Annotated in this window: 1 pseudogene; it reads left to right on the plus strand. The window is 67.5% G+C overall.

The annotated features are described in order from the left end of the window. Positions 1–283 (plus strand): annotated as a pseudogene (locus tag J8I29_RS29730) (exopolyphosphatase); the annotation flags it as partial.

The raw sequence follows: 283 nt of genomic DNA on the forward strand, positions 1-283 counted from the left end.
TGTTCTCGACCTTTGGCGTGCGCGAAGGCCTGTTCTACGAGATGCTTCCGCCGGACGAGCGCAGCGAAGACGGCCTGATCTGCGCCGCACAGAATCTCAACCGCCTGCTGTCGCGATCGGCGCGCCATGCCGACGAACTGGTCGCCTGGACCGACCGGCTGGTGCGGGTCATCCATCTTCGCGAGACCGCGGAAGACCGCCGGCTGCGCCACGCCGCCTGCCTGCTCTCGGACATCGGCTGGCGGGTGCATCCGGATCATCGCGGCGAGGAAACGCTCAGCCT

The organism is Labrys sp. LIt4 (assembly GCF_017813775.1).
Taxonomy (GTDB): domain Bacteria; phylum Pseudomonadota; class Alphaproteobacteria; order Rhizobiales; family Labraceae; genus Labrys; species Labrys okinawensis_A.